The sequence below is a fragment of the Komarekiella delphini-convector SJRDD-AB1 genome (genome assembly GCF_014831675.1).
Classification (GTDB): Bacteria; Cyanobacteriota; Cyanobacteriia; order Cyanobacteriales; family Nostocaceae; genus Komarekiella.
Genome location: NZ_VJXY01000031.1, coordinates 16,391 through 42,432, shown reverse-complemented (window position 1 = coordinate 42,432; position 26,042 = coordinate 16,391). Strand labels below are relative to the sequence as shown.

General features: G+C 47.3%; 19 protein-coding genes and 1 pseudogene. 5 read left to right on the top strand and 15 right to left on the bottom strand.

Features of this window, described 5'->3' with window-relative positions; genetic code table 11:
* Nucleotides 1-247: 247 nt before the first annotated feature.
* From FNW02_RS23965 to FNW02_RS23955, 3 genes are all read left to right on the top strand, one after another.
* Nucleotides 248-814 carry a pentapeptide repeat-containing protein gene (locus tag FNW02_RS23965; protein WP_191759990.1) on the top strand — a complete coding sequence of 189 codons (567 nt, stop codon included), beginning with the start codon at nt 248-250 and terminating at the stop codon, nt 812-814.
* A 255-nt stretch (nt 815-1,069) separates the two neighbouring features.
* On the top strand, nt 1,070-2,251 hold the full coding sequence (locus FNW02_RS23960; RefSeq protein WP_191759989.1) for a M20 family metallopeptidase: 1,182 nt from the start codon (nt 1,070-1,072) through the stop codon (nt 2,249-2,251).
* Between the two features lie 320 nt (nt 2,252-2,571).
* Nucleotides 2,572-3,750: an extracellular solute-binding protein gene (locus FNW02_RS23955; protein ID WP_191759988.1), complete on the top strand. Its 1,179-nt coding sequence runs from the start codon at nt 2,572-2,574 to the stop codon at nt 3,748-3,750.
* Between the two features lie 388 nt (nt 3,751-4,138).
* Here the strand turns inward: FNW02_RS23955 and FNW02_RS23950 are convergent, their stop codons facing one another.
* The 4 genes from FNW02_RS23950 to FNW02_RS23935 form a co-directional block, all read right to left on the bottom strand.
* Nucleotides 4,139-4,663, bottom strand: a complete 525-nt coding sequence (locus FNW02_RS23950; protein ID WP_191759987.1) for a hypothetical protein — start codon at nt 4,661-4,663, stop codon at nt 4,139-4,141.
* A 231-nt stretch (nt 4,664-4,894) separates the two neighbouring features.
* Complete coding sequence (locus tag FNW02_RS23945) at nt 4,895-5,671, bottom strand: class I SAM-dependent methyltransferase (protein ID WP_191759986.1); 777 nt, start codon at nt 5,669-5,671, stop codon at nt 4,895-4,897.
* Between the two features lie 81 nt (nt 5,672-5,752).
* The gene (locus FNW02_RS23940; RefSeq protein ID WP_191759985.1) at nt 5,753-6,664 is read right to left on the bottom strand and encodes a trypsin-like serine peptidase; all 912 of its coding nucleotides are present in this window, start codon (nt 6,662-6,664) and stop codon (nt 5,753-5,755) included.
* A 68-nt stretch (nt 6,665-6,732) separates the two neighbouring features.
* Nucleotides 6,733-10,605 carry a CHAT domain-containing tetratricopeptide repeat protein gene (locus FNW02_RS23935; protein ID WP_191759984.1) on the bottom strand — a complete coding sequence of 1,291 codons (3,873 nt, stop codon included), beginning with the start codon at nt 10,603-10,605 and terminating at the stop codon, nt 6,733-6,735.
* Between the two features lie 424 nt (nt 10,606-11,029).
* Between FNW02_RS23935 and FNW02_RS23930 the strand changes: the two genes are divergently transcribed.
* Complete coding sequence (locus tag FNW02_RS23930; RefSeq protein ID WP_191759983.1) at nt 11,030-11,653, top strand: Uma2 family endonuclease; 624 nt, start codon at nt 11,030-11,032, stop codon at nt 11,651-11,653.
* On the opposite strand, the gene FNW02_RS23925 is transcribed toward FNW02_RS23930, so the two are convergent.
* The 6 genes from FNW02_RS23925 to FNW02_RS23900 all read right to left on the bottom strand — a co-directional run bounded on the left by FNW02_RS23925 (nt 11,648) and on the right by FNW02_RS23900 (nt 19,807).
* A complete protein-coding gene (locus FNW02_RS23925; RefSeq protein ID WP_191759982.1) occupies nt 11,648-14,218 on the bottom strand; it encodes a U32 family peptidase in 2,571 nt (856 codons plus the stop codon). The two genes, FNW02_RS23930 and FNW02_RS23925, sit on opposite strands and share 6 nt — an antisense overlap.
* Nucleotides 14,219-14,516: 298 nt before the next feature.
* Nucleotides 14,517-15,524: an aldo/keto reductase gene (locus tag FNW02_RS23920; RefSeq protein ID WP_191759981.1), complete on the bottom strand. Its 1,008-nt coding sequence runs from the start codon at nt 15,522-15,524 to the stop codon at nt 14,517-14,519.
* Between the two features lie 17 nt (nt 15,525-15,541).
* Nucleotides 15,542-16,591, bottom strand: a complete 1,050-nt coding sequence (locus FNW02_RS23915; RefSeq protein WP_191759980.1) for an NAD(P)-dependent alcohol dehydrogenase — start codon at nt 16,589-16,591, stop codon at nt 15,542-15,544.
* 233 nt (nt 16,592-16,824) lie between these two features.
* The gene (locus FNW02_RS23910; RefSeq protein ID WP_191759979.1) at nt 16,825-17,610 is read right to left on the bottom strand and encodes an SDR family oxidoreductase; all 786 of its coding nucleotides are present in this window, start codon (nt 17,608-17,610) and stop codon (nt 16,825-16,827) included.
* Between the two features lie 60 nt (nt 17,611-17,670).
* A complete protein-coding gene (locus FNW02_RS23905; RefSeq protein WP_191759978.1) occupies nt 17,671-18,642 on the bottom strand; it encodes a quinone oxidoreductase family protein in 972 nt (323 codons plus the stop codon).
* A 43-nt stretch (nt 18,643-18,685) separates the two neighbouring features.
* Nucleotides 18,686-19,807: an alpha/beta hydrolase gene (locus FNW02_RS23900; RefSeq protein WP_191760024.1), complete on the bottom strand. Its 1,122-nt coding sequence runs from the start codon at nt 19,805-19,807 to the stop codon at nt 18,686-18,688.
* 219 nt (nt 19,808-20,026) lie between these two features.
* Here FNW02_RS23900 and FNW02_RS23895 point away from each other — a divergent pair, with 219 nt between their 5' ends.
* The gene (locus tag FNW02_RS23895) at nt 20,027-20,980 is read left to right on the top strand and encodes an AraC family transcriptional regulator (RefSeq protein ID WP_191759977.1); all 954 of its coding nucleotides are present in this window, start codon (nt 20,027-20,029) and stop codon (nt 20,978-20,980) included.
* 90 nt (nt 20,981-21,070) lie between these two features.
* On the opposite strand, the gene FNW02_RS23890 is transcribed toward FNW02_RS23895, so the two are convergent.
* From FNW02_RS23890 to FNW02_RS23870, 5 genes and pseudogenes are all read right to left on the bottom strand, one after another.
* Nucleotides 21,071-21,814 carry an SDR family oxidoreductase gene (locus tag FNW02_RS23890; RefSeq protein ID WP_191759976.1) on the bottom strand — a complete coding sequence of 248 codons (744 nt, stop codon included), beginning with the start codon at nt 21,812-21,814 and terminating at the stop codon, nt 21,071-21,073.
* Nucleotides 21,815-22,012: 198 nt separating this feature from the next.
* A complete protein-coding gene (locus FNW02_RS23885) occupies nt 22,013-22,159 on the bottom strand; it encodes a hypothetical protein (protein WP_225225865.1) in 147 nt (48 codons plus the stop codon).
* Nucleotides 22,160-22,189: 30 nt separating this feature from the next.
* Nucleotides 22,190-23,356 carry an aldo/keto reductase gene (locus tag FNW02_RS23880; protein WP_191759975.1) on the bottom strand — a complete coding sequence of 389 codons (1,167 nt, stop codon included), beginning with the start codon at nt 23,354-23,356 and terminating at the stop codon, nt 22,190-22,192.
* Nucleotides 23,357-23,454: 98 nt separating this feature from the next.
* Nucleotides 23,455-24,273, bottom strand: a pseudogene (locus FNW02_RS23875) (aldo/keto reductase).
* Between the two features lie 166 nt (nt 24,274-24,439).
* The gene (locus FNW02_RS23870; protein ID WP_191759974.1) at nt 24,440-25,957 is read right to left on the bottom strand and encodes an FAD:protein FMN transferase; all 1,518 of its coding nucleotides are present in this window, start codon (nt 25,955-25,957) and stop codon (nt 24,440-24,442) included.
* Nucleotides 25,958-26,042 lie beyond the last annotated feature (85 nt).

Sequence of the window (26,042 nt, the reverse complement as noted above, 5' to 3'; positions counted from 1 at the left end):
TAGTCGTTTTTTACAAGCTAGGGGGATCACATATGTGGTAGTCTATAAAGAGTTCGGTATAACTGGCTATGCTCTGATTCTAAAGCCTAACATTTGGTTTTGAGTAGTCTTATCATCAGAATTTATACTATTTTCATAGCTTCTTAATGAATGCTTCATGCCTATTGTTTGCTAGAAAACTCGTATATGTAAGGATGACAATAGGCAACATGTGTAACTAGTCATCCTTGTAGATATCTGTAAAACTATGAAACTTCAGATTTTGGCTACCGTCGCCCTGTTAGGTTGTTTGAGCTTTGCAGAGCAAGCCTTGGCATTAAACCAACAAGATTTGGATCAGTTGAAGGCTGCGAGTGCCTGTCCCCGATGCGATTTGAGCGGTGCTGATCTAACTCAACTGAACCTAACTGGAGCAAATTTGCGTGGAGCTAACTTGAGCGGTGCAACATTATCTCAAGTTAATCTGACGAATGCCGACCTGACTGGTGCGAATTTGGAAGCTGCGATTTTGAATTCAGCAAATCTCAGTGGCGCTTCCTTGACAGGTGCAAATTTGAAATCAGCATCCCTAGAAAATGCAGATCTGTCTTTTGCAGGTTTCATTAGCGCCAATTTAGAAGCAGCCAACCTCAAAGGCGCAAGAGTGCAGTTTACGAATTTCCGGGGGGTAAACTTTCGACTGACAACCCTAGGTAACGGTATCGTCACCTCTGACAAACCCTATTGGTGGTCGTTAGAGCGTACAATTCCCACAGAATGCAACAAATTTAAAGCCGAGAATGCTAGAGGTACAACCTGCTACACCAGACAGTAAACAGTCAACAGTAAACGGTAAACAGTTAACAATCAACAGTCAACAGTCAAAATAATTGGGTTTAAGAAGAATCGCTAAGGGGGCGATCGCAAACAAGCTGAAAACTGGCGCTACCTGGCGGGTTTAAATCCCCCACCATACCCCTTAATAACTGTTTACTGTTTACTGTTTACCGTTTACTGTTTACTGTAAAAGCATTTTGTTTATTGACAGTTCTTTATCATGGGAAAAAAGCCTGTAATGTAAAATTGATCGATGCTTACCCGTATTAAAGACTTAGCAGCAAAACTAGCACCCCGCTTAATTGAAATTCGCCGCCATATTCACTCTCATCCAGAACTCAGCGGTCAGGAATACCAAACAGCAGCCTTTGTGGCTGGTGTTTTATCTTCCAGTGGTCTGCATGTGCAAGAGGGAATTGGTAAAACAGGTGTCATCGGAGAACTACAAGGTACTAACCAAGATCACCGTTTGTTAGCGATTCGTACTGATATGGATGCGTTACCAATTCAAGAACGTACCCGTTTAGAATATACCTCTCGTGCAGAAGGCATCATGCACGCTTGTGGTCACGATGTCCACACCACAGTAGGCTTGGGAACAGCAATGGTGCTGTCCCAAGTAGCAGATGAGTTGGGTGGTAAAGTGCGATTTTTATTTCAGCCAGCAGAGGAAATTGCTCAAGGCGCAAGCTGGATGGTAAAAGATGGAGCGATGGAAAATGTTTCAGCTTTATTAGGAATTCATGTTTTCCCTTCAATACCCGCAGGGTCTATTGGCGTGCGTTACGGGGCATTGACGGCGGCGGCTGATGATTTAGAGATTATCATTATTGGAGAATCGGGGCATGGAGCACGTCCCCATGAGGCGATTGATGCAATTTGGATTGCTTCGCAAGTAATTACAATGCTGCAACAAGCCATCAGCCGGACACAGAATCCTTTGCGTCCTGTAGTATTGAGCATCGGGCAGATAAGTGGTGGTAGAGCACCGAACGTAATTGCTGATAAAGTACGATTGTTGGGAACCGTGCGATCGCTCCATCCTGAAACCCGTGCTCATCTCCCTAACTGGATTGAAAACATTGTGGCTAATGTCTGCCATACATACGGGGCAAGTTATCAGGTTAATTATCGCCAAGGCGTACCTAGCGTGCAAAATGATTATGCTCTTACACAACTTTTACAATCATCTGCCGAAGAAGCTTGGAGTAGCGATCGCGTCCAAGTCTTACCTGAACCATCTCTAGGTGCTGAAGATTTTTCTGTTTATTTGGAACATGCCCCCGGTTCTATGTTTCGCTTAGGTGTAGGCTACAAAGATAGAATTATTAATTACCCATTACACCATCCCGAATTTGAAGTTGATGAATCTGCAATTATCACCGGGGTTGTAACTATGGCGTATGCTGCTTATAAATATTGGCAACAAGAGTAAACATTTTTGTCATTTATCATTTGTTATTGCTTACAAGTGATTTAGGACTCCTACGGTAGTAAAACCTCTTACAGGTCTTTTTTCACGGCTAATTTAACTGGACACCATATAACTCATACGCTTAGTGTTAAGCCTTTAACACCGAGCGTATTGCCACTACAGAACTATCCGCTAAGTAAGCTACTTTGGGAAAAAAGTTTTGTTTAAAAAGGCTTGAAATAATTACTTGGCAAAGATTACAGAGTTTTTTCTACTTGCAACCAAGAATTTGGTACTCGACACTAATATAAGTATTATCCAAAATCTCAAATCCAAAATCGATGGATCGACGATCTTTTTTACTAAATACAAGTACACTGGCACTTTCACAACTGCTTTTTAGCTGTAGTGGAAGTAACCAGGCAAAACTAAAAGTACAGTTATTAAAGGGTTCTATACCTGGTCAGGTAGTTAATCAATTTCAAAAGAGTTTACAACAACAGGTACAGTTAAAGTTTGCTCCAGTCGAGCAGATAGGGGAGTTATTTAAGCAATTACAAAATTTGCAGCAGAAATCAAAAGCTACTGATGAAGAGATATGGAGACGCTTTGTACCATTTAGGCAAAGTCAAAAAATAGATGAAGCTGACTTAGTAACATTAGGAGATTACTGGCTAAAAGCAGCAATTGAGCAAAAACTCATTCAACCACTAGATGAAGTGCAGAAAAATCAATTAAAACAGTGGTCTGTTTTAGATGAAAAGTGGAAGAAACTGGTAACGCGCAATGATCAAGGCAACTTGGATGCTCAGGGAAAAGTTTGGGCTGCTCCCTACCGTTGGGGTAGTACGGTAATTGTTTATAACCGTGATAAGTTTCGAGACTTAGGATGGACACCGAAAGATTGGAGTGATTTGTGGCGGGATGGATTGCGCGATCGCATTTCCTTACTAAATCAACCTAGAGAAGTAATTGGGCTGGTCTTAAAAAAACTAGGAAAATCCTACAATACAGAGAATCTTGACCAAGTACCAGACTTGGAAAAAGAATTACAGACATTAAATCAACAAGTAAAGTTCTACAGTTCCAATAACTACCTAGAACCCTTAATCATTGGAGACACTTGGCTAGCAGTTGGTTGGTCAAGTGACGTGCTGCCAATTCTTGGACGTTATCCACAATTCACCGCAGTTATTCCCCAGTCAGGAACAGCAATCTGGGCAGACTTGTGGGTACGTCCCACAGGTGTTGCTCAGGATGGTTTATCATCCCAATGGATTGATTTTTGTTGGCAATCAGACATCGCTAGGCAAATTTCTCTGCTGACTAAAAGTAATTCACCAATTTCTACAAATATTGTCGCCTCCGACATTCAGAAGCCATTACGCAGTCTGTTAGGAAGCGATGTCTACGACGGGCTACGCCTACGCGAAGTTTTTGACAAAAGTGAATTTTTGCTTCCCTTATCTCCAGCAGCAGCAAAACAGTACGAGTCTTTATTCATCAAAATTAAGGCTTAATTGGACATTGGGCATTAAGTCAGAACTTACGCACTCAGATCCCCCAACCCCCTTAAAAAGGGGGCTTTATAAAGTCCCCCTTATCAAGGCGAGCCACTGTGTTGGGGAGACAGCGCCGTGGGCGGGTTTCCCGACTTGAGGCGACTGTCGTCGGATTTCCCGACTTGTAGCAAGTGGCGTGGATTTAGGGGGATCTCAAAATATTTGATACATCACTAAGGACTTTTCAAACATCCTCTTAGACAAAACCAGGGTGGGGTGATGCAGATCGTGATGGGAGGTGAGTAAACTTAATATCAGATGATTATAGGGGCTTCACGTTAAGTTGACACTAATGCCTTCCCCTTTGACCTTTAACCTTTTCCCCCTCTTAAGTGTCCCCAATCCCTTATAAAGAACGCAGCAACCCTAACCTATTCTGAGCGTTCATTTGGATACTACATAACGCTGGACTTGTATTAAAGTTACAGGTGTAGGTTGCTAAAAGTTCTTGCTGATAATTGAAAACCCGAACGTTATAACCGTCCTTCCGAGCAACGCTACCCAAGCGATTTACAAAGTCGTAGCGCTCCAGATAGTCTAGTAAGCTCCAAATTTGCTGATTTACTATCAGGTCTGCTCGTGCAGGTTCTTTGGCGGCAGCAGGATATGCTATCCAGTTATCTAGTAGCTTGTTCTCAGAGTTCTCTTGTGCCCACCATAAACTAGGAGTAGCTATTTTTTCTAGGTTAATGGTGTTAGCTGTAATCACATAGTCTTTTGGCTTAGTTAATAAGTCTAGTTGTAGAGGCGCATCAGAAGGTGGCGGTACTGGGGCCTTTTGCGCTAGCGAGGGTGAGACTAATAAAGTTGTAATAAGAGTTAATAGTAGTGATAGCGATGTCTTTTGACCAGGTAGTTTGTGTTTAGGCATAAGCTAATACCATTTTTGATGGTGGATGAATCTCCAATTCGCTCGTGAGTAATGGGTGATAGATTTTACCCATTATTAATAATCTATCTAATACCAATTTAAAAAAGAATGTGACAGATAGACCATGTAGAGAAGTTGGACTGTAACCTCTCTACCAAAGGATTTGTTGCAATCATTAATTGAATCGGTATAAAATAATTACCGTTTTTATTGGGTCATGAGCGACACAATCTAAACTTTGATTGCAACGATGCGAATTCGTCGATAGTCTGCCGTCCAAGTACCTTGTTGATACATTGTCGGCTTGAGATACTGCTCTACGACGTGAATTATGTGCATTTGTTGCTCAGCAGACAGTCCTGCTAACAGAGTGCTGGCAAACATTTGAATCCAGTTCGCGATACCTGCTGCTCCTTCTGCTAAAGGAGTTGGACGAGTAAACAAAGTAGCATAGATGACATCAAAGCCTTGTTGTTCCAACTGTGTAGCATATTCGCCAATGCTGGGGAAATACCAAGGATTTACTATTTGTGCTTTGGGAATACCGATCGCCTCCAAAGCACCATATAAAGCTTTGGCGATCGCCTCTACATTTCCCTGACCACCAAACTCAGCGACAAAACGCCCACCTGGTTTTAGTGCTTGATGTATGGAGGCGATCGCCTGATCTGCTTCTTTCACCCAATGTAAGACAGCGTTGGAAAATACAGCATCCAATGGCTGGTCTACGTGAAAGTTACTAGCGTCAGCAACATCAAAGCGCAGATGAGGATAGTTTTGTCTTGCCTTCTCAATCATTGCAGGTGCATGGTCAATTCCCATAACCTCAGCCCCAGCCAAGGCAATTTTTTCTGTAAGTTGCCCAGTACCACAGCCGAGATCCAAAATCAATTCTCCCGGCTGAGGGTTGAGTAATTGCAGCAAGTTTTCGCCATACTGCCAGACAAAAGAGTGTTTATCTTCGTAAAGGGTAGTATTCCAATTATTGCTTGGCAAAATATTATTCATAAACTCTAAAATTACAGATTGTTGGCTTGCTAGTCATCAACCATGTAACTTAGATTGATGACCAAGTAATTTTGGCAAAGCTTATCTTATGCGTGATATGTTAACAGCACGGTTTAATAGTAGTCCGTTAACTTTATTCGAGCCAGAATGCAAACCAAAAACATAATAATCACTGCCAATCTGACCGATAATTGCACCACCAGAAGCACCTTTTGTGGTATCGCAGTTGTGATACAGCAAGTTATCCTTTTGTCTGAGAATACTACATCCTAAGTGAACGCCAGCAGTCATACTTTCTCCAGCAGTCAATTTTTCAAATCCTTCTTTCTTGGGATTAGGAAAATCACCAGAGTAACCAACTAAAGCAAATTGCTCAGTATCTCCTACCAGGTCAAAAGATGGTATAGATTTCAATTTTAGATGACCGTATTTTTTACCAAGAGGTTTATTGAGTTTGACAACAGCCCAGTCATCTACAAAATCTTTTAACGTTTCAGTTGGAAAATTTGTACCAATAGCAACATGGGTTCCGTAAGCGATGTCATTTTGATCGCGTAAAACACCGTTAATTAAATTAGGTAGAAACGTGATTCTCTGATAGGCTTTACGAGTTTCTGGATTCACTATGCAGTGAGCATTAGTTAATACTTCATTTTCAGATATCAGTGTACCTGTGCAACTATAACCATTACCGTTAGCGTCTAACATTTCAATCTTACCCACAGCTGACCAAGGATTTTTTCTGCTAGTCATGGGGATACGGTCATCTCCACCAAGAATAATTCGTCTTGGGTCTGGTAGTTCATCAATGGCTTTGACATCACTTGCTGAAATGGGTTTTTTGTCAATTACGAGATTAAATTCTGCAACATTTTTAATGATGCTGAACTTTGGCGGCACTGGTTGAGACTCTGCTTCCACGGATGCCCAAATACCCAAAATCATTAAACCCAAAAAACCTGATACACCAAGAAAGATAAATTGCCGTTTCATTTATGATTCTCCTAATTTCAAAATTTTCAATTTTGTAGATGCAGAATAGCTTTCACAAGTATTTTTTGTTAGCGCCATTCTCCCAATAACGTAAAACCTGCCCAGGAATAGGGATTGCGCCACTCTTGCTGTCGCCACATTTCTAATTGTGCGGCTCTTAATGCAGCTGCTGGAGTTTTGCCATTCTGCAAAATTTCTCTGTAAAATTCGCGCATCAACTTCGAGGTTGCTTCTTCCTCCACACTCCACAAAGAGACAGCTACTCGCGCTGCTCCCGCATACATTAATCCTCTTGTCAACCCTACCAATCCTTCTCCACTCACCTCTTTACCCAGCCCTGTTTCACAAGCACTTAGTACGATTAATTCTGCTGGATAATCGAGATTGAATAAATCGGACAATTGCAGGAACGGTTTTTGAGTAGGATTGCCGTTTTTGTCTACCAGAGATAGGACTATCCCTGATAATTCTGGATTAATATCGTTGAGTATGCCGTGAGTCGCAAATAGCAGATAGCGATATTGACTAAGTTCTGGGTTGCTTACCCAGGCATAGTTCGCATCACAATCAAAAGCGTGTATTTGCTCTGAATCATCCACAAATTTCATAATTTCTAGAGCCTCTGTCCGCGTCTTTTTAAGCCGCGTAATATTGCCTAAATTTATATCTCTTGTAGCTCGTATTAAGGCAGACTTTTCTAAATCAAATTCAATATTATAAGAGCTATTTTGAGGATTTATGGCTAATTGTTGATTGTTGTTACTAAGGAAAGGCTGAGGATTTTGGCAATTGTTTGCAAGCCGTTCATCTTGTTTACTAAATACCGGGTCAGCAAGAACAGCAAGGGTTTTAGGTGCTTTACGTTCTTTGATTTCTTTCCTGAGAATGTCAATTGTTGATGCTGATGGTAAGTTGACGATTTCATGGTTTAGTAACAATGGTTGATAATTCTTTTGACTAATAGATGATTGTGGTATTGTCAGTGCGGCAAAAGGAATGTATTGCAAGACGCCATCAGGGACAACAACTAAACGTTTTTGACCTAAATGCTTTGTAACGGGTGCAAGAATAGATTCACTTAGTTGATTAGCAGCTTGAGTAATACTGATTTTTTTGCCAGCTAGGGGAATATTGTCTGGAGAAGTTCCGTGGTTTCCAATATCTTGTAAGCGCGCTTTTAAATCGAGTGCGGCTGTTTCTATCAGTTTACGTTTAGGGAGTTCGTAGCTGTGCAGAGAATTTGGTGTCACCACCCAAACATAGCTGCGTTGTTCACCCAAAGAATACTGCAAGAGTATGGTATCTTTATCGAGTTGTTGTTGAATTTGGTCTAATTTCAAAGGCTCGGGATACTTCAGAGCAGCATATTTCGGGCTAGTCGTGCGAATTTTAGTTTGCAACTCGCGGTATTGGCTAAGAAGATTTTCAATGTCTTGTTGGCATCTTTTAATAGACGCTTGAGCAATGGGATCTTTTTGACTACTTGCTTCTAAATTTTGCAAGAGTTTCTGTTTGGTATCCAATTTTTGTAATAAATCACGTTCCTGTTGTATTAGTTCTGGGTTTGCACCTTTACGAATTTTGGCATTGGCTTCGGTTAAAAGTTCTACCAAACTTCTAGCGCGGGAACGTTCGCTGATGTGCAGTGCAACAGCATCGCATCTATCTTTGATTTTGAGGTCTTGAATGTTGAATTCGCATACTTTTGTGGGGTCTTGTTTGTGCAGTTGCATCAACAAGTCGATGTAGAATTTATAGTAATTCTGCACTGTAGCGAAGTATGAGGTACGCAGTTCATCACTTTGGACTTTACCGCGTATGCTTTCAACAATGTTGATTGTAGTTTGGATATTAGAAAGTGCGGTTTTGAGGTTTCCGAGATTGCGTTGGTTAATGGCGATTTGGTAAAGTGCCTGTGCTTCTCCTGTGCTATCTTTTAATTCTCGTCGCAGTTTCAGTTCTTGATTGAGCTTATCTATTGCTTGTTGATGCTGCTTCTGGAACTCATAAGCCATGCTCATTGTATTTAAGGTTTCAGCTTCCTTAATTCGCAATCCAACTTTGCGATAATCTACCAAAATATTTTTATAGCTATTTAACGCATTTTGATAGTCGCTTTTGGCAAAGTATATGCTACCGATAATGCCGAGAGAAGCTGTTATGTTAAAAGAATATTCATACTGTTGCGATAATGCCAATGCTTGGTTAGCAGTATCGAATGCTTTATCATAATCTTTCCGAGACCTATGGGTTTTTGCTATGCCCCAAAGTGTAGCAATTTCTGATCTATTATCATTTTGTTTTCGATGTAAGGATAGTGCTTGGTTATAAGATTCGAGAGCCTCTTTGTCCCTTCTATTTAGTTGGTAAACACTGCCAATTGATCTAAAAATTTTTGCTTGTCCAACCTGATAATCCAGCTTCTTATATATATCTAATGCCTGAGTGTAAGTTTTAATGCTTGAGTCAGTATCGCCTAATAAATTGTAAAGGAATGCAATATTAGCGAGAGTCCGAGCTTCTTGTCTAGGATTTTTTGTTATGGAGCGCTCAATTGTCAAAGCTTGATTATAACCGTCTAATGCCAGTTGATAATCTCCCTGTAAAAGGTAGATATCAGCTTGCTGGTTAAGAGTATAGGCTTCGTCTTCCTTATCGCCAGCTTGACGCTGAAGCTGAAGTGCTTCATCTGTATATTTCAATGCTTCTTGGTTATCACCCAGAAAATTTCTATAAATACTAACAATGTGTCCAATACTCTGGTGCTCTAAGGTTATCCGACCAGCTTGATGAAAAAGCAACTTTGCTTTTTTGTAGTGTTCAATTGCTTGCTCATATTTTCCTAATGAATCATGGACACCAGCAATATCGTGAATGGTTAAACCTTGGTCTACTAATGTACCTTTTGACTGTTGTATTTCCAGTGCTTTATTTAAAAAGTCTAAAGCCTGTTGATATTTGCCCAATTTAAGGTGCAAAGAACCAATGTTTCTCATAATTACCGCTTGTGCAGGTAAATCTAGTCTTTTACGTTGAATATCTAGGGCTTGATTGTAGTATTGTAAAGCTGTATCAGATTCACCTATTTGTGAATAAATAAAAGCAATATTATCAAGAATATAAGCTTCTTTATCTGAGTCTTTAAATGTAGTACGATAAATCTCCACTGCTTGATTGAGGGAGCTAAGAGCATTGTTCATCTTACCTAATCTCATGTAGGCACTAGCGGTAGAGTTTAAAGTTATAGCTATCAAACGAAATTGTTTCTGTGCCTGAAAACTTGACTGTGCTTGATTAAAATATTGGATTGCTTTTTCATATTCACCTATCCCGGCATAGACATTACCAATTAAACTGAGTGCAGATGCTTGCTGCAAAGGCTGATTTAGTTCTTGCCAGATTGAAAGTGCTTTATTGTGGAACTCAAGCGCATTTTTATAGTCGGAAACTAAAAAGTAAACTACACCAATATTTTGATTTATCTCAGCTTCCTCTTGGCGCAGTCCTATACTCTGGACAATTTTCAACGCTTGTTGATATTTATTTATAGCCTGAACGTATCCTTCTCTATTCCCTTTTTTCTTTAACTCTTCTGCTTCTTGAAATAGCTTGACTCCCTGTTGGTATAACTTTTGTTGCTCTGGATTCAAAGGAATTGATGGGGTAGACGCTGGCTGCTGTGCAATGTATATTTGCTGTTGATTATGATAGCTTTTTAGCAAGAGTTGCTTATCGCCAGCTTCTAAAGATGGGAAATTATCTCGATATTTATCTAATAGAATTTCTGGCGATGTCTTTGGTGAGTAGTTCTGTAAACCACCAACTTTTGCACCCACCGCATCAGATAACAAAACTACACCAAGCAATCCAATTAAACTATAACGAGAAACACGAGAAAATGAGCAGCAAAAATTGCGCTGAAACTTAGTGTTTTTGTTCATGCTGAAGCCTTGATAACCTATTAGTTACTTTGTTTTAGATATTTATGGCTGAATTATTTAACACTTACTTAGTTCTCAATTTTGTTCTTTGGGTTCAAGTCCCCCAAAAAGAAAGTGAAATGCTTTGGTAGTGGGTTTAAATCCCCTACCATACGCCTGATAACTGTTCAATGTTCACTGGTTTAAGGAATCTCTTTCTGATTCCAAGGTTGAGTTTATAACGTTCATTCACCTGAATTGACGTTGTTACCAAAATAGATACAAAATTTTGTAAAATCTTCCTGATTACTCGTTTTAGCTTTATCTAGCGAGGTTTTATGTCGATTTAGATCCCCGACTTCTTTAAGAAGTCGGGGATCTGAGGGTTAAGTGAGCAATAACAAGTAATTTGCTAAACTTTGAATCATCATCAGGAGTAAGTGTGATGTTTCAAGCCTTACCAAAAACGATCACTTTTGAAGAATTCCTCAATTGGAAGCCAGACGGTGGATGTTATGAACTACACGATGGGGTAATTGTTGAAATGCAGCCAGTAGGAGATCATGAAGAGATTAATGGTTTTTTAGCTGGCGAAGTAACTTTAGAGTTCAAACGATTAAAACTCCCATACCTCATACCCAAGCAAGCACTAGTTAAGATTCCCGATAAAGAATCAGGTTATTCGCCTGATGTTATAGTGATAAATCAAAAGAATCTTTCATTAGAACCGATGTGGAAAAAGTCCTCAACAGTTACTCAATCTGCCTCGGTTCCCCTAGTTATTGAAGTTGTCAGCACTAATTGGAGGGATGATTATGCATCCAAGCTGGTTGACTACGAAACTTTTGGTGTTCCTGAATATTGGATTGTTGACTATTTAGCTTTGGGCGGTAGGCGGTACATAGGGAATCCTAAACAACCTACTACTTCCGTTTACTATTTGGTGGACGGTGAGTATCAAGTTAACCTATTTCGAGGTAGCGATCGCATCGTATCACCTACATTCCCAGAACTGAATCTGACCGCTGAACAGATTTTTCAAGCTGGGCGGTTAGAAAATGAGTTATGACTGCAACGCAGACACTCCCATAGGGCCGCGAGTTACGCCCAACTGATTTTGTAGCTTCAATTCTCGCCAAAGTTGGGAACCTGTAATCTCGCCTTGGAGTAATTGATGGTAGCAATGTATCGTTTTAGCAACTTGGTCTGGAGTCTCATTCACAAACTCAATGCGAAAGTGACCTAATCCTAAATCTATGAGACGTTGTACGTACTCGGCTCCCGTTTGAGCAGTGCCATTAAATACAGTATTCCGGCAACCTATATCTGCCTTGAGGACGTGTTCACTACCGACGCGGTCTTTTAATTTCACTTCATGCTTTTCACAAGGTCGTCCACAGTTGGTGTAATCTGTACCAGTCGATAGAAAGGCACAAAAAACACAATGCTCCATGTGAAACATTGGCATATGCTGATGAATTGTCACCTCAAACCACTGGGGTGAGCAACTGGTAAGTAAGTCTTCGAGTTGGGTGATATTTAAATCATAGGAAGCCGTTAGCCGTTCTAAGCCAAAGTGATGCTGAAAGTAGTCCGCCGTTAAGGAGTTGGCAACATTGAGCGAAAAATCTCCAATACAACGGTCTGTTGCAAAGAATTGCAGTTGGTCATAGTTTCGTACCAAATAGCCATCTGCTTCTGAGGCACGTACTTGTTGCAAAATCCAGTTTTCTCCAGGTTTGGTAATCCGGGGAGGCGCAACCCAGATAGTTTGATTAGCAATAGTTTGACCCTCGCGTACCATCTGCACAGCCTTTGTGTAAGCGCGGGGGTCTTCAAATTCACAATACAGCGTTTGGATTCCTGTTTGGAGGGCGGCTTGGAGTTGCTGGAGATTTCTGACTAGGACAATGAGTGAGGGGGAAAGAGGAAGAGGGGGGGAGTGGAAGAGTGGAGGAGTGAGGGAGGGGAGTAAATCTGCGAGGGAAGCATTTAAAGATAATTGCCAGCGTTTGGGTTGACTTCGCAACTCTTCTAATTGCGTCACGATTTCCCGCCGCATTCGGTTCAACTCACTCACGGGCAGCATAACAGTACCGTTAAGATGATTGCTTAAGGTTCCCAAACAGAAGGGGGTGTTACCAAGACGACCCAACTGTTCTTGTAAACGGTCTTTAGTTAGGGGTTTAGTGTGCGCCTCAACTAGTGAAATTGCAGACTCTACCTGTACAATATTACCGAGTTCATCACGGGCGATCGCAATCAACGGTTGACCGACTTCTCCATAAACCTCTATGTAAATGGGACGCTGAAATTGCGGATTTTCTCCAGCAAAACTCTGGCGTAATTGCTTATCAAGTTCTGGGTCATTGGTTTTCCAAACCTTATCGCCCAAATGCACCCGACGCAGGTTCAAATCGTGCCGACCAAAGGTCAGGACAACTTCTTTACCCTTCTGCACCACCGCGTAAACCCGACCACCTTCTTCCTTCGCTTCTGGATGACCGCAATCAAAAACAATTCCATCTCCTGGCTTAACTGGCGCTTCCAGCTTGAGTGTCACTTGTTCGTTGTGGATGCGGGTGACTTCACCCAAGTAAACCCCGCGCTTTTTGCCAAAACGGGCATGAACCAGTTCTTGATTATTAATCCCGCCAAACCAGCCTGTGTATAGTCCGCGAGAAAATGCCATTTCTAAATTATATCGTTCCTGGGAAGTTGAGGGGGAGATGGGCAAATGGGGAAGCTTTGTTGTTGGCATACCCTTGCCTTTTGCCAATTGCACCATCACACAATCAAGGGCTTCTCGATAAACACGAGTAACATTGGCAACATACTCTGGGGCTTTTAGACGACCCTCAATCTTGAGACAAGTAACTCCTGACTTAACTAAATATGGCAGAACTTCTAAGCCTGCTAGGTCTTGAGGACTAAGTAAGTATTTGCGTTCCGCTAAATTTACAGTTTCCCCATCAGTAATTAACTCGTAGGGCATTCGGCAAGCTTGAGCACATTCACCTCTGTTAGCAGAACGTCCGCCTAAAGCTTCACTAGTTAAACACTGACCAGAATAAGCAACGCACAAAGCACCATGAACAAAGACCTCTAAAGGCAGCGAAGTATCCTGTTGGGCAATCTGCTGCTGGATTTTATTGATTTCCTTTAGAGAACATTCACGCGCCAGCACCACCAACTGACAGCCAAGAGACTTAGCAAATTCTACGCCAGCCGCACTAGTGATAGTCATCTGGGTTGAGGCATGGATGGGAAAATCGGGCGAGATGTGACGAATAAGCCGACATATACCCACGTCCTGGACAATTACCGCATCAACACCTGCGGCAATAATTGTGCGGAGATATTGTTGTGCTGCTGCTAGTTCTTTGGGAAAAATTAGTGTATTGAGCGTAACGTAGCCCTTGACGCCCCGGAGGTGCAGAAATGCCATCAATTGGGGTAAGTCCGCCTCAGTAAAATTTTGTGCCCGCATTCGGGCATTAAAACGATCTAAGCCGAAGTAAATCGCATCTGCTCCATTTTCCACAGCAGCTTTAGCACAGTCCCAATTACCTGCTGGTGCAAGTAGTTCAGGACGTTGAAGGGAGAGTTGGGAAGAGGAGCGATCGCTTTTCATCAGTCTCAGGGTTAAGTAGCACCATAGTGATTTTATCGAAGTTGGTGGGAGATGGTGAGGGAAGGGGGGCGATCGCTCTCCTTGACATGAGCGGATCAGCTCAGCGGCAATCCCTAAATCACCTCATGCCCGGTACGGGCGAAGAACGTGCTGAACTTGCCGCCCATCAACCCCGTCGAATCCAGAATGCAAATTCGTATGCTACTTTCCCTCGCCTTTCGTTGCTAGCATCTGTCTTGCACGTGTTACCTTACTCAGTGAGCTACAGAATGCAACCAGAGAAAACATTTTTTGCCGTTCAGCGACCGGTCATTTGCTCCAGCTTTTCGGGGTATCTAGCCCCTTGCACCGTGATCTTGGAGGCGGTGTCATCGATGTCATGCAGATCGTCGGGCGTAAGTTCGACTGAGACTGCCCCGATGTTTTCGTCCAAGCGATGCAGCTTCGTAGTGCCTGGGATCGGAACAATCCACGGCTTCTGGGCCAGCAGCCAAGCGATCGCAACCTGAGCAGGTGTCGCCTTCTTCTGTTCTGCGATACTGCCGAGCAGATTAATCAGGGCTTGATTCGCCTTGAGAGCTAGGGGCGTGAAACGAGGCAGGGTGCTGCGGAAGTCGGAGCTGTCGAAGGTCGCGTTTTCGTCAATCTTGCCAGTGAGAAAGCCCTTGCCCAGCGGGCTGTACGGGACAAAGCCGATTCCGAGTTCCTCAAGGGTTGGTATCACTTCCTTCTCAGGAGTTCTCGTCCACAGCGAATATTCGCTCTGGAGTGCCGTCACGGGCTGAACCGCGTGCGCGCGACGAATCGTTTGTACACCTGCTTCAGAGAGTCCAAAGTGCTTAACCTTCCCTGCCTGAATCAGTTCCTTCACCGCTCCTGCCACGTCTTCGATCAGCACGTTCGGGTCAACCCGGTGCTGATAGAGCAGGTCGATTGCCTCGACCTTGAGTCGCTTGAGTGAACCCTCCACGGCTTCCTTGATGTGCTCCGGTCGGCTATTCAGTCCTGGTGAACCTTTCATTCCCCGGGGATCGAAATTAGGACTCAGGTCGAACCCGAATTTGGTGGCGATGACCACTTGCCCACGGAAGGGAGCGAGGGCTTCGCCCACAAGTTCTTCGTTGGTGAACGGGCCGTAGACCTCGGCGGTGTCAAAGAATGTAACGCCGCGTTCGACGGCAGCCCGAATCAGTGAGATCATCTCCTGCGTGTCTTTGGGCAGACCATAGCCAAAGCTCATTCCCATGCAGCCAAGTCCGATCGCTGAGACTTCCAGATTACTATTTCCAAGTTTGCGCGTTTGCATTGTGACTCCTGATGAGGTTATTCGGATTTCAGGGATGCCATATCGATCGAGAAGCGGTATTTCACATCGGATTTGAGCAATCGATCGTAAGCTTCGTTGACCTTCTGAATCGGAATGACTTCGACATCGGCGGTAATGTTATGTTCCCCGCAAAAGTCGAGCATTTCTTGAGTTTCGGCAATCCCGCCAATGTTCGAGCCAGAGAGACTATGGCGACCCATAATCAGACTGAATGCCGCAATTTCTAGAGGCTTCGGGGGTGCGCCAACCAGGGTGAGGTTGCCGTCAGGACGAAGCAAGTTGAGATAGGTGTTGATGTCGTGATCAGCGGAAACGGTATCGAGGATGAAGTCAAAGCTACCCGTGTGTTTCTGCATCTCGTCGGCATTACGGGAGACAACGACTTCATCCGCACCGAGACGAAGCGCGTCTTCCTTCTTATCGGGTGACGTAGTAAAAACGACAACGTGGGCACCAAACGCATGAGCAAACTTCACACCCATATGTCCCAGTCCGCCAAGACCGACTACGCCTACTTTCTGTCCTTTAGTCACGCTGTGGTAGCGCAGGGGCGAGTAGGTGGTGATGCCAGCACAGAGCAGCGGTGCAACACCAGCCAGATCGAGGTTGGACGGAACTCGCAGCACGAAGCGTTGATCGACGACGACGCCATCGGAATAGCCGCCATAAGTGACCCCGCCGAGGTGCTTGTCTGGGGAATTGTAGGTGAAGATCACGTTTGGGCAGAACTGCTCAAGACCCGCTTTACACTGGGGACAGGTGCTATCTGAATCGACCATGCAGCCGACTCCCACCAGATCGCCAGGTTTGAATTGGGTCACTGCCGAGCCGACTTGAGTAACACGACCGACAATCTCATGACCGGGAACGATCGGGTAGACCGTGTTGCTCCACTCGTTTCGCACGGCATGGAGGTCGGAGTGGCAGATGCCGCAGAAGAGAATTTCGATCTCGACATCGTGTTCGATCAGATCGCGCCGCTCGATCGTGTCGGAAGTTAGCGGTGAGGTTGCACTGGCAGCAGAGTAGGCTTTGGCGTTGGGCATGAATGATGCTCCTAAGAATACAAAATCTTTGAGATGCGGTTTGGGTTGCCCCCAATCGTAGAGATTCGGCACTCATCACTTGCTCTATCGGTAGGGATATGAATTTTTGAAGCAGCAAGGTTAGTCTGGCTGCCGTCTAGGTTGTCGATCAATGCATCGGAACTGGGTGTGACAAAAGCCACATAGCACTGAGTTGCAACTAGCTGCGAACCTTATACTTCTGACTTGAAAGCTTACCCTACGCCGATGCCAACGGTCTGTCCGCCATCGACCACCATCGCATGTCCAGTTGCAAAAGCACCATCGGTCGAACTTAGCCACAAGACCGCTGACGCAATCTCCTCAGGCTTGCCCAAGCGTCCGATCGGCTCTTGAGCAATCATGCTGTCATACCCGTCGGGCGCTCCTGCGGCAACCCGTTGAATCATCGGCGTGTCAATGATTCCTGGACAGATGGCGTTCACGCGAATGTTCGATTTTGCATAATCGAGCGCCGCACATTTTGTCAGACCGATAACACCAAACTTTGTAGCCGCATAAGCCGCTTGCCCACTAATACCAATCACCCCAGCGCTTGAAGAAGTGTTAACAATCGCACCGCCGCCCTGCTTGAGCATGATGGGCACCAGGTACTTCATGCAAAGAAAAACGCCGCGCAGGTTGATGGCAACGATGCGATCCCAGTCGTCTTCCGTGACATCGGCAATGGCACCATACGGCTGCTCTACTCCTGCATTGTTAAAGGCGACATCGATGCGACCAAAGGTTGTAACAGCTTGTTCTACAGCGGCTTTTATATCATCAGCCTTCGCCACATCGCAACTGACGGCTAGGGCTTTACTGCCGTGTTCCTCTATGAGGCGGGCTGTTTCCTGCACGCCCTTTTCAGCAATGTCTGCGACGACGACATTTGCGCCTTCTTGTGCAAACGCGATCGCGGTCGCTCGACCGATGCCGCTGGTTGCGCCAGTGACAAAGGCAACTTTCCCTGCGAAACGTTGAGTTTGATTGGATGTCATAAATTTGTCCTTTTGAGGTTAATAAACTGATTAATTGAACTGGGTGGTAATCGCCTTGTTTTACGGTAGAAGCACAGTCGCTCCAATTGTCTGTCGTGCTTCGAGCCTGCGATGCGCCTCCGCTGCCTCGGCTAGCGGCAGTCGCGTAGGAGGTGGAATTTTCACAGCGCCACTCGCGATCGCGTCGAACAGTTCTTGACTCATCGTGAGAACATCCTCGCGTCGAGCCAAGTGCATCGTCAGCCCTGGATATGTGGCAAAGAGCGAACCTTTTTCCAGCAGAAGCATGATGTCGAACGGCGGGATCGTTCCCGATGCAGAACCGAAGCTGACGAAGTAGCCGAAGGGTCGGAGGCAATCGAGGGAGCCGGGGAAGGTCGCCTTGCCCACCCCGTCATAGACGACGTGGCACCCTTCACCCGCAGTAATCTCCTTCACCCGCGCGGCAAAATCCTCCTTGCGGTAGTCGATAACGTGATCGCAGCCGTTCTGGCGGGCAATCTCTGCCTTTTCTGGCGAACCGACCGTACCAATAACGGTCGCGCCAAGGTGCTTCGCCCATTGCGTCAGGATGATGCCGACACCTCCGGCAGCAGCCTGCACCAAGACCATCTGACCCGCCTCAACGCGAAATGTCCGGCGCAGCAGATATTGTGCCGTCAGACCCTTCAGCATCACTGCAGCGGCGGTTTCGTAGTCAATGGTATCGGGCAGATGCACCAGAAAGTGCATGGGAACGACACACTCCTCTGCATAAGCCCCTAGCGTCTCGACATAAGCCACGCGATCGCCAGGAGCAAAGCCATGAACACCCTCGCCGATCGCCAGGACTTCGCCAGCACCCTCCTTGCCAGGAATAAATGGCATACACGGCGGTGCAAAGGCACCGCTTCGCAAGTAGGTATCGACAAAGTTGACACCGATCGCCCGGTTCCGCACCAGGATCTCGCCAGCGTTAGGTTGGCGGATACTAACATCCTCAAAGATGAGTACATCTGGATCGCCGTGACTATGAATATGGATTGCTTTCATTTCTCGTCCTACGTTTTCGCCTAAATAAAAATTTAGAATGCGTTCATGACTTGGACTGGCTGGCTCTCGTTTCTGGGAGATGCGCTGTGAAGAAGGACTGAAGCTTGTCCCAGGGAATCAGATTTACCTTGTCGTACAGATCCACATGACCCGCACCGGGGACGATATAGAGTTCCTTCGGTTCTGATGCTCTCTTGAAGGCTTGCTCACTGAAGACGCGGGAATGTGCGCGGTCGCCCATGATAAACAGAACGGGACGCGGGGAGATCCAGTCGAGATGCTCGAATGACCAAAATAGCGACATCGCAGCAGCGCCTGTGAGCGCCATCGTCGTGGTCGATCGCGGATGCTGCCCTCTCGGCGTGCGATAGTAGTCGTAGAACTCTCTTTCAACCGCCGATGAACTGTTCGTGAGTACTTCGGGTGTTCCACTAGCCATCGCCCTTTCTGCGCCATCAACCTCAGCCCAGCGTTGCGCCGAAATTTTCTCTAGAGACGTTTTGAGTGCGGCTTTGTCTAGGGTTTCTGCCAATCCCTGCCGTTGTCCTTGACCGATATCGTACATACTGACCGTCGCGATCGCCTTGATGCGGGGATCGATTTCGGCAGCCGCCAACCCAAAGCCACCGCCGCCGCAAATGCCGAGGACTCCAATGCGGTTACGATCGACTTGAGGACGAGTACCCAGGAAGTCTACGGCGGCACTGAAGTCCTCGACGAACGCTTCAGGAGAAGCAGTAAAATGCGGTTGACCGCCGCTCTCGCCGTTATAAGATGCGTCGTGAGCCAGGGTGATGAAGCCGCGCTCAGCCATCGTCTGAGCATAAAGACCGGAAGTCTGTTCCTTCACTCCGCCGTAGGGATGACCGACCACGAGGGCAGGATACCGACGAGCGCGATCAAGATTCTTTGGCATATATAGATCCGCGACCAAAGTAATTCCCAGACGGTTGGAGAAAGAGACTTTTTGGTGATCCACTCGGTTACTTTTGGGGAAGATCTTGTCCCAAGCTGCGGTTGGTTTTGGGGGTGCTTCCTGCCCGAAAGTTGGGGTATTGAAGTTGGACATCACACCCATAGATGCAGCGGTCACGCCGACTAACAAGATGTTCCGCCGACTGATGCCCAAGTTGGTTCGCTTAGTCATGTTGTTGATTTGTTTCATTTGGAAGTTAATCACTGTTCAGGTGTTGGTCGTAAAGCTTATCTCTTGTGCGCTCAAAGTACTTTGAGCAGCCAGTAGAGACTTCCTCTAACACCATTCATTCATTGTGTACACTGGGAACGAAGAGCGATATGACGATCCTGCAACTCGTTTGAACGATTCTCCAAAGTTTTAGAAATACCTGAACAACAGACCTGTGCAGGAGTTAAGCTGAATCTCATGAACCAGAAGCATATAGAGCGCGAAAGAGAACGCGAGACGCAAAGGGAGCAAAGCAACCGCGAAGAACTGGTGGAGCGGATCGCACGAGCCATTTCCGAAGATGGGATAGTTGAGCCAATCAAGGGGCTTCGCCTTGCTCGTTTCTCCCAACCTGGGGAGCCACTGTATGGCGTGTCGGAATCTATCTTCTGCATCACCGCCCAAGGCAGCAAAGAAGTGTTTCTCGGCGAGTATCGTTACCAATACGACCCCTACAATTACCTCCTCTCGACAGCGGAACTTCCCATCGTGAGCCGGATTCTGGCACCCTCTAAGGAGCAGCCGTATCTAGGGGTATACATAATCATCGACCCTGCGGTAGTTGCGTCGGTCATGGTAGAGATGGGTCAACTTCCGCCGCGCAGTCAGTCGCCAGTGCGAGCCATCGAAGTCAGTCCTCTAGATGCCACCCTGCTGGATGTCGTGGTGAGGCTGTCTCGCTTGCTCGATTCTCCGGACGATGCGCGGCTTCTCTTACCACTGATCTCGCGTGAAATCATCTATCGGCTTTTATCCGGTGAACAAGGGCATCGTCTCCGTCAGATGACGGTGCTGGGAGGGCATACCCATCGCATTTCTCAGGCTGTGGAGAAGATTTGCCGTGAGTTCAACAAGCCGATGCACGTTGAGGAGTTGGCGCGGGGAATCAGCATGAGCGTGTCGGGCTTCCACCATCACTTCAAGCAAGTTACCGCCTTGAGTCCGTTGCAGTTCCAGAAACAGTTGCGGCTTCAGGAAGCAAGGCGCTTGATGATCGGCGAAGCTTTGGATGCGACGACTGCGGGCTTTCGCGTTGGCTATGATGACACCTCACATTTCAACCGCGATTACAAGCGCCTCTTCGGTGTGCCGCCGATGCGGGACGTGGAACGACTTCAGGAGTTGGCTAGGGAGACTGATAGTTCAACCTAATCTCCTCTGATCCCATGGTTGTCAGCCCCTTTCGCTCCGATCGCTCAACTTCGTCATGAACCACTCCTTTAACTGTAGAGGCAGGAGAGCTTACATCATCTGTCCTGTGGGTCGAAACAGGATTTCGTTCACATCCACGTCCTCCGGTTGACTCATAGCAAAGGCAACTGCCCGCGCAAACGAATCAGCAGGAATCGCGCTCTCATAGACTTTGCGGATTCTCTCGGCGGTTTCTGGGTCAGTTGTGCTGTTTGGCAGTTCCGTGGCAACTGCACCCGGCGAGATTACCGTTGTGCGGATGTTGTAGGGCTTCACTTCCTGGCGCAGTCCCTCAGAGAGAACTCGCACCGCGTGCTTCGTTGCCGAATAGACCGCACCGCCAGGATTGACCTTATGACCCGCCACCGAGGAGACATTGATGATATGTCCAGCTTTCTGCTCTTTCATATACGGCAATACCGCAGCAATGCCATATAGCACACCCTTGATGTTCACGTCGATTGTTCGGTTCCATTCGTCAATTTTGAGGCGCTCAAGGGGTGCCTGCGGCATCAGCCCAGCGTTATTGACGATCGCGTCGATCCGCCCGTATTTCTCCACGGCAGCATCGACTAGTTTCTTTACTTGATCGCAGTCGGTGACATCCGTTGTGATGGCAAGTGCCTTGCTGCCGTTGCTAGTCAACTCGTCTGCTAATGATTGAATGCGATCGACACGCCTTGCCCCCAACACCACGATCGCACCTTTGGCAGAGAGATGCCGAGCGGTCGCCTCGCCCAACCCACTGCTCGCGCCCGTGATGACGACAACTTTTCCATCGATATTATTGCTCATAAAATCTTCTTCATTCGGTATTTTCTCTGCTTCGACATTAAGAGTTTGGTTTATTTACGCTCAGGTTTTCCCGAATAAATTTTTCGGGAGATTCGATAACTGGACAAATGCCAGTAATTGACGCGAGACATCTTGAAAACCTGTGGCAGGCGCTGCCTTTGGGTGCCGGATCTTACAAGGTTCGGGCAAAAAACGGTGTCAACTTGCCCATTGCAGCGTCCACATATTTGGGAACCCAGGGTGAATATTGACCTTGCCCGGCTCATTCTTCGCGATCGCCCCGTCATAAACCAAGGTGAACAGGTTCTGCTTATAATCCTTTGGGGTGTCGGCTGTACTGGTCATTGCTGGAACTCCTATTACTGTTTTACTGGTTCAGTTCTTCGGCGGCGCTTCTACGCCCGAAAAGACCAACACTGCGTCTGGGAGTCGCTGCCCACGAATCTGGATTGCCGAAACAGACCGGTTCAGTTCGGCGAGTTCGTCAGGCGTGAATCGAACGGTTGTCGCGCTGGTGTTCTCGATCATATGCGGCATCTGTGTCGTGCCGGGGATGGGCACGATCCACGGCTTCTGTGCCATCAGCCACGCCAGCGCGATTTGGGCGGGAGTGGCTTGTTTCCGCACAGACCATCTCTTCACCAACTCCACGAGCGCCAGGTTGTGGGGCAGATTCTCCGGCGAGAACCGGGACTCAACGCCGCGAATGTCACCGGGAGCGAACCGCGTGTTGGCATCAATGGCATCGGTTAGGAAACCCACGCCAAGCGGACTCCACGGGACGAAGCCGATGCCCAGTTCCTGGCAAAGCGGAATAATTACCTCTTCCGGTCCGCGCCACAGCATCGAGTACTCATTCTGAACGGCGCTGACGGGTAGCGCGGCATGAGCGCGGCGCAACGTGTTCGGTCCCATCTCGGACAGACCCCAGTGTAGAACCTTGCCTTGCGCCATCAGTTCTTTGACTGCACCGGCGACATCTTCAATCGGCACCAGCGGGTCAACCCGGTGCTGGTAGAGGAGATCGATGCGATCAGTCCGAAGACGCTTGAGCATCCCCTCAACCACAAGTTTGATCTGTTCCGGGCGGCTGTTCAGTCCCGGACTCCGCACGCCGGTTTTCTGATCGATATTCCAGCCGAACTTTGACGCGATAGTCACCTTGTCGCGGAACGGAGCCACGCCTTCGCCGAGGATGCGCTCGACCTCGTGCGGACCATAAGCCTCCGCCGCGTCGTAAAAGGTGATGCCACGATCAAAGGCTGTCCGAATGATGTTGAACATCTCGGATCGGGTGGGGATCGTCGTTTGATAGGTGCGGCTCATGTTTTGAACGCCAAGACCGATGGCGGAGACTTCCAAGGTGCCGAGCTTACGCCGAAGGTTGGGCGTGGGTTGTGGCGTGTTCTGACCCTGCGCTCTGGCGATCGTGCGAGGCAGTGCTGAAACTGCGGCTAGTGCGATCCCGGCTCCAAACAATTGACGACGACCCGGTAGGGCAGGACCGTTTTCTGACGAAGACTCTTTTTTTGGTTTGTTCATCTCAGTGATCTCTATTGTATTACTTTCGGCGTTTTAGGTGTATTGGTCATACGCACCTCCTTTGACTGATCTTTTTCCTTCGATGGCTTCAAACTGAATCAGTCGTGGATTTTTCTGGTACCTATTGACTTCACCATCGCTGGATCGCGGTGGTCGAAGAAGGCACTTTGCTTGATGTCCAGCGTTGCGATCGCGTTCATGTCTTCGGCACTTAGCTCGAAGTCGAAAATGTTGAAGTTTTCCGCCATACGCTCTTTGCGAACCGATTTAGGAATGGCGACCACGCCGCGTTGCGTCAGCCAGCGCAGGATGACCTGAGCCACGCTTTTGCCCTGCTTTTCAGCGATAGACAGCAGCGCATCGTTACTGAAAATGTTATTTTTGCCTTCGGCGAACGGTCCCCAAGCTTCGATCTGGACGTTGTTTTCCTGAAGGAACTTCTAGGTTTCGATCTGTTGGTGGAAAGGGTGCGTCTCAATCTGGTTGACTGCTGGAACGACTTCGTTGTGAATGATGAAGTCCATGAGCTGATCGGGATAGAAGTTGCTGACCCCGATCGCTTTGATGCGACCAGCTTGATACAACTCTTGCATCGCCCGCCACGCGCCGTAAACGTCGCCGTAAGGCTGATGGATCAAATACAAGTCGAGGTAATCTAGCTTCAGCTTGTCCAACGATCGTTGAAAAGCCTGCTTCGCGCCTTCGTAACTGGCATCTTGAACCCACAGCTTGGTCGTGACAAAAAGCTCGTCTCGCGCTACACCGCTTTTTTGGATAGCGTTGCCCACTGCCTCTTCGTTGCCGTAAGAAGCTGCTGTATCCAGTAGTCGGTAGCCAGTTTTGATCGCGTCCGAGACGCTTCGCTCGCACTCTTCGAGATCGGGCACTTGAAAGACACCGAATCCCAAAATGGGCATTTTCAGCCCGTTGTTCAATGTGACCGATGGTATAGCTGACATTTATCGTTCTCCTTTTAGGACTGATTCCCTGATTATTTTGTTACAGCGACTTTGCTGCTGTTACCACTGCTGTCGCCGCGTACTTCTGCACTGTGGCTCTCCCTAGGTGCTGACCGCGAAAGCATCACTCAGAGGTCGCTCGCGATCTTTGGGATTGTTCCTCGATCCGCTGGAGCGCAGCGTTGAACCCGTTGGGGGTACCGCTAGAGCCTGCAAGCCGACCCACGTTCACCTCGTCGATCCGCTTCCCAACGACGATCGATGGAACCGCAGCGGCGAAGCGACGCTGGTAGTCGAGTGATGTCGGGTCTGTCGCACGAGGAGTGACTTCAACGGCGGTGACGACATTGTTCACCAGAGTGGCAGTTACAGTGATGGACGATGGAAGGCTCCCGTATTGACCAGTCGCCGTGTAGACACCATCTGTGTAGGCGGAGTTTTCACTCGATGCCGATCGCGAACGGTTGACATCAGCATTGGGGGTGGACACCGGGCGCACGACTTCCGTACCCGTGGTTGAGCATCCGATCAGAAGACTTACAGCGACCCCTGCGATCGCGACTTTCATCCGCTTGTTCAAGGTTGTCATCCCTGCTCCTTTCCTGGCGCGTTGGGCAGATTGATCAGTCAGAACCTGAGCGGCTCTGTTCACAGGCGTGCATTCTGCTGAGGGGTGCGTCTTCGAGAAGAGCTTGCCGTCGAAGTTCGGCGAGATCTCAGTGCGACCATCGGCAAACATTCGCACGTAGGAGAACTGGAAGCTCTCTGCTAGACGATCCGCGCTCGTGAAGAACAGAGCAGTCGCCAGTCCATCAGCGGTTGCAGCATCATCGGCAATAACCCACGTCGCGACCACATCCTGAACCGGGATACTTGTCCGGGCATCGAGTATATGGTGGAAACCGTTACCCCAAGTGCGCCTGTTGACCGCAGATGCACAGAGGGAGCGGTTCTGCAAGTTGGCTACACCGATGACCATTTGAGGGTCAAATGGGTGTTCAAGTCCGACCTGGATGCTCAACTCACCCCTATAGCGGAGGTCGCCGCTGCCGTCTACAATGAACTGCGTCAAACCAGTTTCGTGCAGGATCTCGGAGATGATGTCTACGAGGTAGCCTTTCCCCGCCGCTCCCACATCGATCGTATGTGGACGCTGCGTGACAAGTGACGTGCCATCTCGAAGGATATCCTTCGACCAAGTTGCTCTCTCTCGATCGCGCATCTCAGCAATGTCAGATGCGGGGGTGAGCGAGTATGTCGGGTCGTAGCCAAGGAGTTCGAGTTCATATCCAACGAGTGGGTCTACTGCGCCTCCGGTCGCTTTGTGCAGTCGATCGTAGAGGTCGAAGAGAGTGATCGAGTCGTTGGGGAAGTTGAAGCAGCCACCGTCAGGGGCGGCAGCGACACAGGACACGAGGGAGTCCGGTCGGAACCGCGAGTACGTCGCATCGAATTGGCGAATTCGATCGAGAATGCACTGCTGCAACTGAGAGTTCAACGGGTCGTGAGTTTCAATCTGCCATTGGGTTCCAATCGCCTCGAACGCGAACACGAACCTGCTGACGCGGTTCTTTGCTGCGTGAGATCGATAGTCACGGGCGGTTATGGCGGCTGAATTGTTTTCAAGGTTGCACTCCTGCATGAGTTTGAACTCCTATCTTCTAGTTAAAAGTTGGAACGTTATCCTGCACAATTAGCTTTGGTATGACCCATAATCGAGTTGTCCG